Here is a 6088-nt window from a genome sequence, read left to right on the forward strand (position 1 = left end):
TAGCGCTGTGGAACCACCCGATCCCATCCCGAACTCGGAAGTGAAACGCAGCTGCGCCAATGGTAGTGTGGCCTAAGCCATGCAAGAGTAGGTCATCGCCAGGGGCTTTACCCCTAAAACCCCGCCCAAAAGGCGGGGTTTTTCTTTGCGCGCCGGGCCGGTGTCTGGTAAACCGGGCATCTGTGCCTTGATACGCCCTTGCCATGAAAAAGCTTGCTGTCCTTCTCCTCGCCGCGCTGTCGCTGCCGGCACATGCCGCGGTGCGGCTGGCTGGCGAGACCATCCAGTCCGACGCCACCCGCATTCCCCGAAGCCTGGGGGAGCAGACCCTGCATCCGGTCAAGGTCGACCCGGCCGGTCTCGAGGAAGCGGCCCGCCTCGGCGAACTGGTCCTGCCCGGAATCGGCAGCACCCCCGTCACCGCCCGCTTCGAACGCATCGAGCGCCGCGACGACGGCCTGGTGGTCTGGGTCGGCAAGGTCGACACCGCCAGTGGCCCCCGCTCTGTCGTACTGACGGTGGGTGACGGCGTCGCTTTCGGACTCATCCCCCAGGCCGACGGTAGCCCGCTGAAGATCGAGACGCGCGACGGCAAGCCCTGGCTCGTCGAAGGCGGGCTGGAGCCCGAATTCGAAGGCCAGGGCCCGGACTACATCGTTCCGCCGGCGCCGAAGGACAGCCTCGAGATCCGGGCCCGGCAGGACGCCATGGCGAAGGTCATCCCCGAGCCCGTCGTGGAAGTGCTGGTCGTCTACACGCCCGCCCTGGTCGCGGTGATGGGCTCCGATGCCGCCGTGCAGGCGCGCATCGTGCAGCTCGAGGCGATCAGCAACCAGGCCTACATAGACAGTCAAGCCGAAGTGAGGGTGAAGGTCGTGGCCAGGCACCTGGTCGATTACACCGTCAACAACGACAACAGCGAGGCCCTGACCGAGATCCGCGCGTTCTCGCTGCTGCCGGTCAAGGCCGAGGTCGACCGTCTGCGCGCCCAGTACGGCGCCGACCTGGTGTCGATGATCCGCAATTTCGACCGCAGCACCCAGAACAGCTGCGGCATCGCCTATCTGCTCGGTTACCACGGCAGTGCGTTCTCCTCGGGCTACGGATTTTCCGTGGTCAGCGACCGTGGCTACGGCGGCGACAACTGCGGCGAATTCACCTTCGCCCACGAGCTCGGCCACAACATGGGCGCGGCCCACGACATCGAAACCGAAGAGGACGATTACGGCGCCTATCCCTATTCGAGAGGCCACCGGCAGACCCTCGGGGACGACGGTTTCGCGACGGTGATGGCTTATGCGGTGCGTCCGCAGGTGCGCATCGGCACCTTTTCGAACCCGCGGCTCAGCACCTGCCTCGACCAGCCCTGCGGCATCGAGGAAGTCTCCGACAACAGCCGCGGCCTCGGCCAGTCCGCGCCGGTGATCGCCGGTTTCCGCAGCAGCATTCCCGCCACCGGCCCGGCCCTGTCGATCAACGACGTCTCGGTGACCGAAGGTGACGCCGGCACCCGCGTCGCCCGCTTCACCGTCAGCCTTTCGCAGGCCGCTGCGTCGCCGGTCACTTTCGACCTGTTCACCAGCCACGGCACGGCCCGGGAAGCAGACTACGCGCCGCGCACTGCGGAGGGACTCAGCATCCCCGCCGGCCAGACCAGCCTGCAGTTCGACGTGGTGGTCAATGGCGACACCGAGGTCGAGTTCGATGAAGTGTTCGCGCTCAATGCCAGCAACGTCAGCGGCGCCCGCGTGGCCGACGGCCAGGGCGTGGCGACGATCACCAACGACGAGCCGATCCCCGACTTCACGATCGCCAACATCTCGATCGGCGAGGGCGACTCGGGCGTCCGGGCGGCCACCTTCACCGCCACGCTGTCGGCGCCCTCGACCACCCCGGTGACCTTCGACGTCGCCAGCCAGGCCTATTCCGCTGCTTCGAACACCGGCACCGCGGACGTCGATTTCAGCCTCGTTACCCTGTCCGGCCTGACCATTGCCCCGGGCGAGACGGCGCTGCAGTTCACCGTGCCGGTCATCGGCGACACCGAGGTCGAGCAGGACGAGGCCTTCTACGTCATCGCCAGCAATATCGCCGCGGCCAACCTGGTCGACGGCATGGCCACCGGCTGGATCCGCAACGACGACGGCGGCGCGCCGCTGCCCACGCTGTCGATCGCCCCTGCAGGCATCAGCGAGGGTAATGGCGGCACCTCGGTCCTCAACTTCACGGTGACGCTGTCGCAGCCCTCCGCCGAGACGGTGGGCTTCGGCGCCAGCACCAGCGACATCACCGCGCAGGCGGGCAGCGACTATGTCGGGCTAACCGCCGTGGGCCTGTCCATCCCCGCCGGACAGACCAGTGCCACGGTGTCGGTCACGATCAACGGCGACACCACCAGTGAGCCGGACGAAACCTTCCGGGTGACGCTCAACAACATCACCCGTGCCCAGCCGGGGACCTCCGAGGCGATCGGCACGATCAGCAACGACGACGGCGGCGGGGCTGAACCGACGGCGTTCGCGGCCCGCGACGATCGTTTCGTGCTGCCGGAAAACACAGGACCGACCCGCATGGCGGTGTTGGGGAACGACGTGCTGGTTCCGGCGAACCTTGCCGGCGGTACGTTCCAGATCACCCAGGCCCCGGTCATCGGCCAGGTGCAGGTGGACACCAACGGCACGCCCGGCACGGTGGCCGACGACGCCCTGGTCTACCAGGCCGCCGCCAACCGGTCCTACGAGGACAGCCTGGCCTATCGCGTCTGCGAACAAGCGGGCCGCTGCACCGACGGCCTGGCCAGCATCATCGTTCGCCCCGCCCTGGATGCCTTCCTGGCCAGCAACGAAGGCCAGGGCCACGCCGACATCACGATCCCGGACCTGCGGCCGGTCGGCGAACTCAGGCTCGACGCCCGGATGTATGCCGAAGGCGTGAGCGCGGAGCAGGTGATCGCCGGCGACCCGACGCCGGAAAATCCCTGGAACGACACCGGCACCCACACCCGCCTGCATCGGGTGGAGAACCGGTTCCTCAATACACCGGGCGAGCCGATGGCGCAGGAAACGCATCGCGTGGTGGTGGACGCCACCGCGCCCGGCGGCGGCAATACCGACCTGTACGTGGGCGTTGACGAGAACCTCAACGGTCTCGCCGACCCCGGTGAAACCCGCTGCGTCTCGGCCATGGACGGCAGCATCGAGCGCTGCGAATTCGAACTGGTGATCCCGGAAGACAGCGAGCGCGACGTCTGGGTCATGCAGCACAACCGCGGCGCTTCACCGGTGAACGCGCGTTCCACCTATTTCGCGCTCAAGCGCGTGGACCACGAGCTCGCCAGCCTGGAATGGGCGGCCACTGGCCCCGGCCTGCCGGCGGACGGCGAAGCCTTCCCGGTCCGTGTGTCGTGGAGCACTCCGGCCATGGAGGCCGGCGGTGCCGCCATGGGCCTGCTGGCGCTGCGCGACGGCAATGGCGCGCTGCTGGGGGAAATCCCGGTGCGCTTCGATCGTCCCGCGTTCGCGGCGCCGGGCGCCTTCCTCGCCTACGGCGGCGAGGCCGGCACCTATGAAGTCGCCGCGGGCGAGGCGCTCGACCGCCTGTTCGTCGACATTCCCCCAGGCGCCACGGCGGTCACCGTGCAGCTGCAGACGCAGTCGCCACTTGCGGTGCGCCTGCTGGCGACGCAGGCGGGCGTGGGGCCGGCCGTTGCCGCGGCCCCCGGCGCGGCGACCGTCCTGTTCGACGGCACCGTCAATGGCAACCAGTCGCTGGCGGTCTCCATGCCGGCGCCGGGGCGCCTGTACATCGAAGCGGAAAACCAGGGCGCCGCGGGTGCCTGGCTGCGGGCGCAGGTGCATGGTGCCGCGGGCACCGCGGCCATCGCCCGGGGCAGCTACTTCAACCCGGGCCGTTCCGGGCACGGCCTGTTCCTATATCCGGCCGGCAACCAGCTGGTCGGCATCTGGTACACCTACCTGCAGGACGGCACCGCCACCTGGTACTACCTGCAGGGGCCGGACCCCGGTGCGGCAAAGGCGTGGCAGGCGCCGATCCACCGCGCGACCTGGAACGGCGAGCGAAGCGTGCTGACCGCCGTCGGACTGGCCACGGCCACGGTGCACCCGGACGGCCTGGCGCTGAGCTATCGCCTCGACGGCGAAGTCGGTTCGGAAGTGATTGCACCGCTGGGCTCGGGTTGCCCGACCCTGGGCGGTGCCCCGGTCGATGCCAGTTCGCACTGGTTCGACCCCGGCCGGCCCGGCCCTGGCTACAGCGTACAGCTGTTCCCCAACTATGAGTTCTATACCGCCTTTGTCTACGACGACCGCGGCCAGCCGCGCTTCCTGACCGCGGAGGCCCCGAATTTCCTCGGGGCGGACGCGACCCTGACGCTCGAGCAGCTGGCCGGTTTCTGCCCGCTTTGCGAGCGCAGCGGGGCGCCGTCACGGGCGGACGTCGGCACCCTGCGCCGGCGCTTCGATGCCGGCGGCCTGGTGCAGATGCAGGTGGACGCCATTTTCGGCGGCGGCGTGCCCGGCGCCTGGTCCGGAAACGACCAGGTCCAGCCCCTGGGCGGCCCGGGCACGACCCAGGGCTGCCCGGCGCCGTGAAGGCCTTCCGGGGGTCGTTTGCGACTTGTTCCCCCCGGAGGGCGGCTGCTATACTTTTGCGGCTTCAGGGAACGCTACTGAGTACCACTTGAACCGCGCGTCCCCTCCCGTTTCGCCCCACGCCCATCGGTTGCCGGTCTTACAGCTGGCCCTCGGGTGCGCCGCCGCCGCCATCGCGGCGGTCTGGGCGGGTCGGGAAGCTGCCCTGGCCTGGCTGGCGGGTGCGGCGGTGATCGCAGCGGCACAGTGGGTCTTCAGTTGGCGAACGGAGTTGAGGTCGCGCTCGGCTCCGGCAGCAAGGATGTTCGGCCGGCTGCTCCTGGGGACGGTGCTCAAGTGGTTGGTGGTCGGCGCGGGTCTCGTGCTGGCCATGACCCAGGGGCTCCCTCCCGCCCATGTCCTCGGGGGCGCGTCGCTCGCAGCCCTCGCCCAAATTTTCAGTCTGCCTTGGTTGCTTCGATGAACCGACTCCTGCAAGTCGCCGGTGACAGCCCCAGCGAATACGTCACTCACCATCTCCAGCATTGGCAGGTGTCCATCGGCGAGGGCGCCTTCTGGACCATCAACATCGACAGCATGATCATGGCGATCGCCATCGGCGTGCTGGGCCTGGGCCTGTTCTGGTTCGTCGGCCGCCGCGCCACCGCCGGCGTGCCGGGCAAGCTGCAGGCTTTCCTCGAGCTGGCCGTCGAGTTCGTCGACACCCAGGTCCGCGACGTCTTCCACGGCAACCGCAAGTTCGTCGCCCCGCTGGCGCTGACGATCTTCGTCTGGATCCTCCTCATGAACTCCGTGAAGATGATCCCGGTCGACCTGCCGCCGGGCATCGCCAAGATGTTCGGCGCCGAATACTTCCGCGCCGTGCCCACCACCGACCTCAACATCACCCTGGCGATGTCGATGACGGTGCTGCTGCTGATGATCGCCTTCTCGATCAAGTCCAAGGGCGGCTTCGGCTTCACCAAGGAGCTGTTCACCGCGCCCTTCCATGCCGACGGCGTGCTGATGAAGATCGTGCTGGCCCCGGCGAACTTCGGCCTGAACATCATCGAGCTGCTGTCCAAGCCGGTCAGCCTGGCCATGCGACTGTTCGGCAACATGTACGCCGGCGAGCTGGTCTTCCTGCTGATCGCCCTGCTGGGCGCGGCCGGTGGCCACTTCATCATGGACGTGGGCGGCCTCGGCGGCACCACCGGCGGCATCCTGGCCTTCCTGGGCGCGGTGCTGGCGGGTGCGGGCTGGTCGATCTTCCACATCCTGGTCATCACGCTCCAGGCCTTCATCTTCATGATCCTCACCGTGGTCTATCTGTCGATGTCCACGGAAGCGCACTGATCCAGTTCCACCCCTTGTTTTTGTTTTCGTCCTAACCCCAACCGACTTGTAAAAAAGGATTGCACCATGGACATGTCTCTCGTCGCCGCCATCCAGGGCTCCACCGCGCTTGCCATCGGCATCATCATCGGCCTGGGCGCGCT

Annotated in this window: 3 protein-coding genes and 1 rRNA gene; all 4 read left to right on the forward strand. The window is 68.0% G+C overall.

Annotated elements, in window-relative coordinates; genetic code table 11:
* Nucleotides 1-104: ribosomal RNA gene (gene rrf, locus ACE3TE_RS12915) — 5S ribosomal RNA — on the forward strand; the annotation flags it as partial.
* A gap of 99 nt (nt 105-203) precedes the next feature.
* On the forward strand, nt 204-4610 hold the full coding sequence (locus ACE3TE_RS12920; protein ID WP_374605594.1) for a reprolysin-like metallopeptidase: 4407 nt from the start codon (nt 204-206) through the stop codon (nt 4608-4610).
* Nucleotides 4611-4740: 130 nt separating this feature from the next.
* Nucleotides 4741-5073: an ATP synthase subunit I gene (locus tag ACE3TE_RS12925; protein ID WP_374605598.1), complete on the forward strand. Its 333-nt coding sequence runs from the start codon at nt 4741-4743 to the stop codon at nt 5071-5073.
* Nucleotides 5070-5945, forward strand: a complete 876-nt coding sequence (gene atpB / locus ACE3TE_RS12930) for a F0F1 ATP synthase subunit A (RefSeq protein ID WP_374605596.1) — start codon at nt 5070-5072, stop codon at nt 5943-5945. The genes ACE3TE_RS12925 and atpB overlap by 4 nt, the downstream gene beginning before the upstream one ends.
* Nucleotides 5946-6088: the final 143 nt, after the last annotated feature.

The sequence above is a fragment of the Arenimonas sp. genome, from assembly GCF_041919775.1.
Lineage (GTDB): Bacteria > Pseudomonadota > Gammaproteobacteria > Xanthomonadales > Xanthomonadaceae > Arenimonas.

Bases quoted from the DNA above. Each gene is read 5' to 3' on its own strand.
- ACE3TE_RS12920 (WP_374605594.1), top strand. From the start codon at position 204: ATGAAAAAGCTTGCTGTCCTTCTCCTCGCCGCGCTGTCGCTGCCGGCA.
- atpB (WP_374605596.1), top strand. From the start codon at position 5,070: ATGAACCGACTCCTGCAAGTCGCCGGTGACAGCCCCAGCGAATACGTC.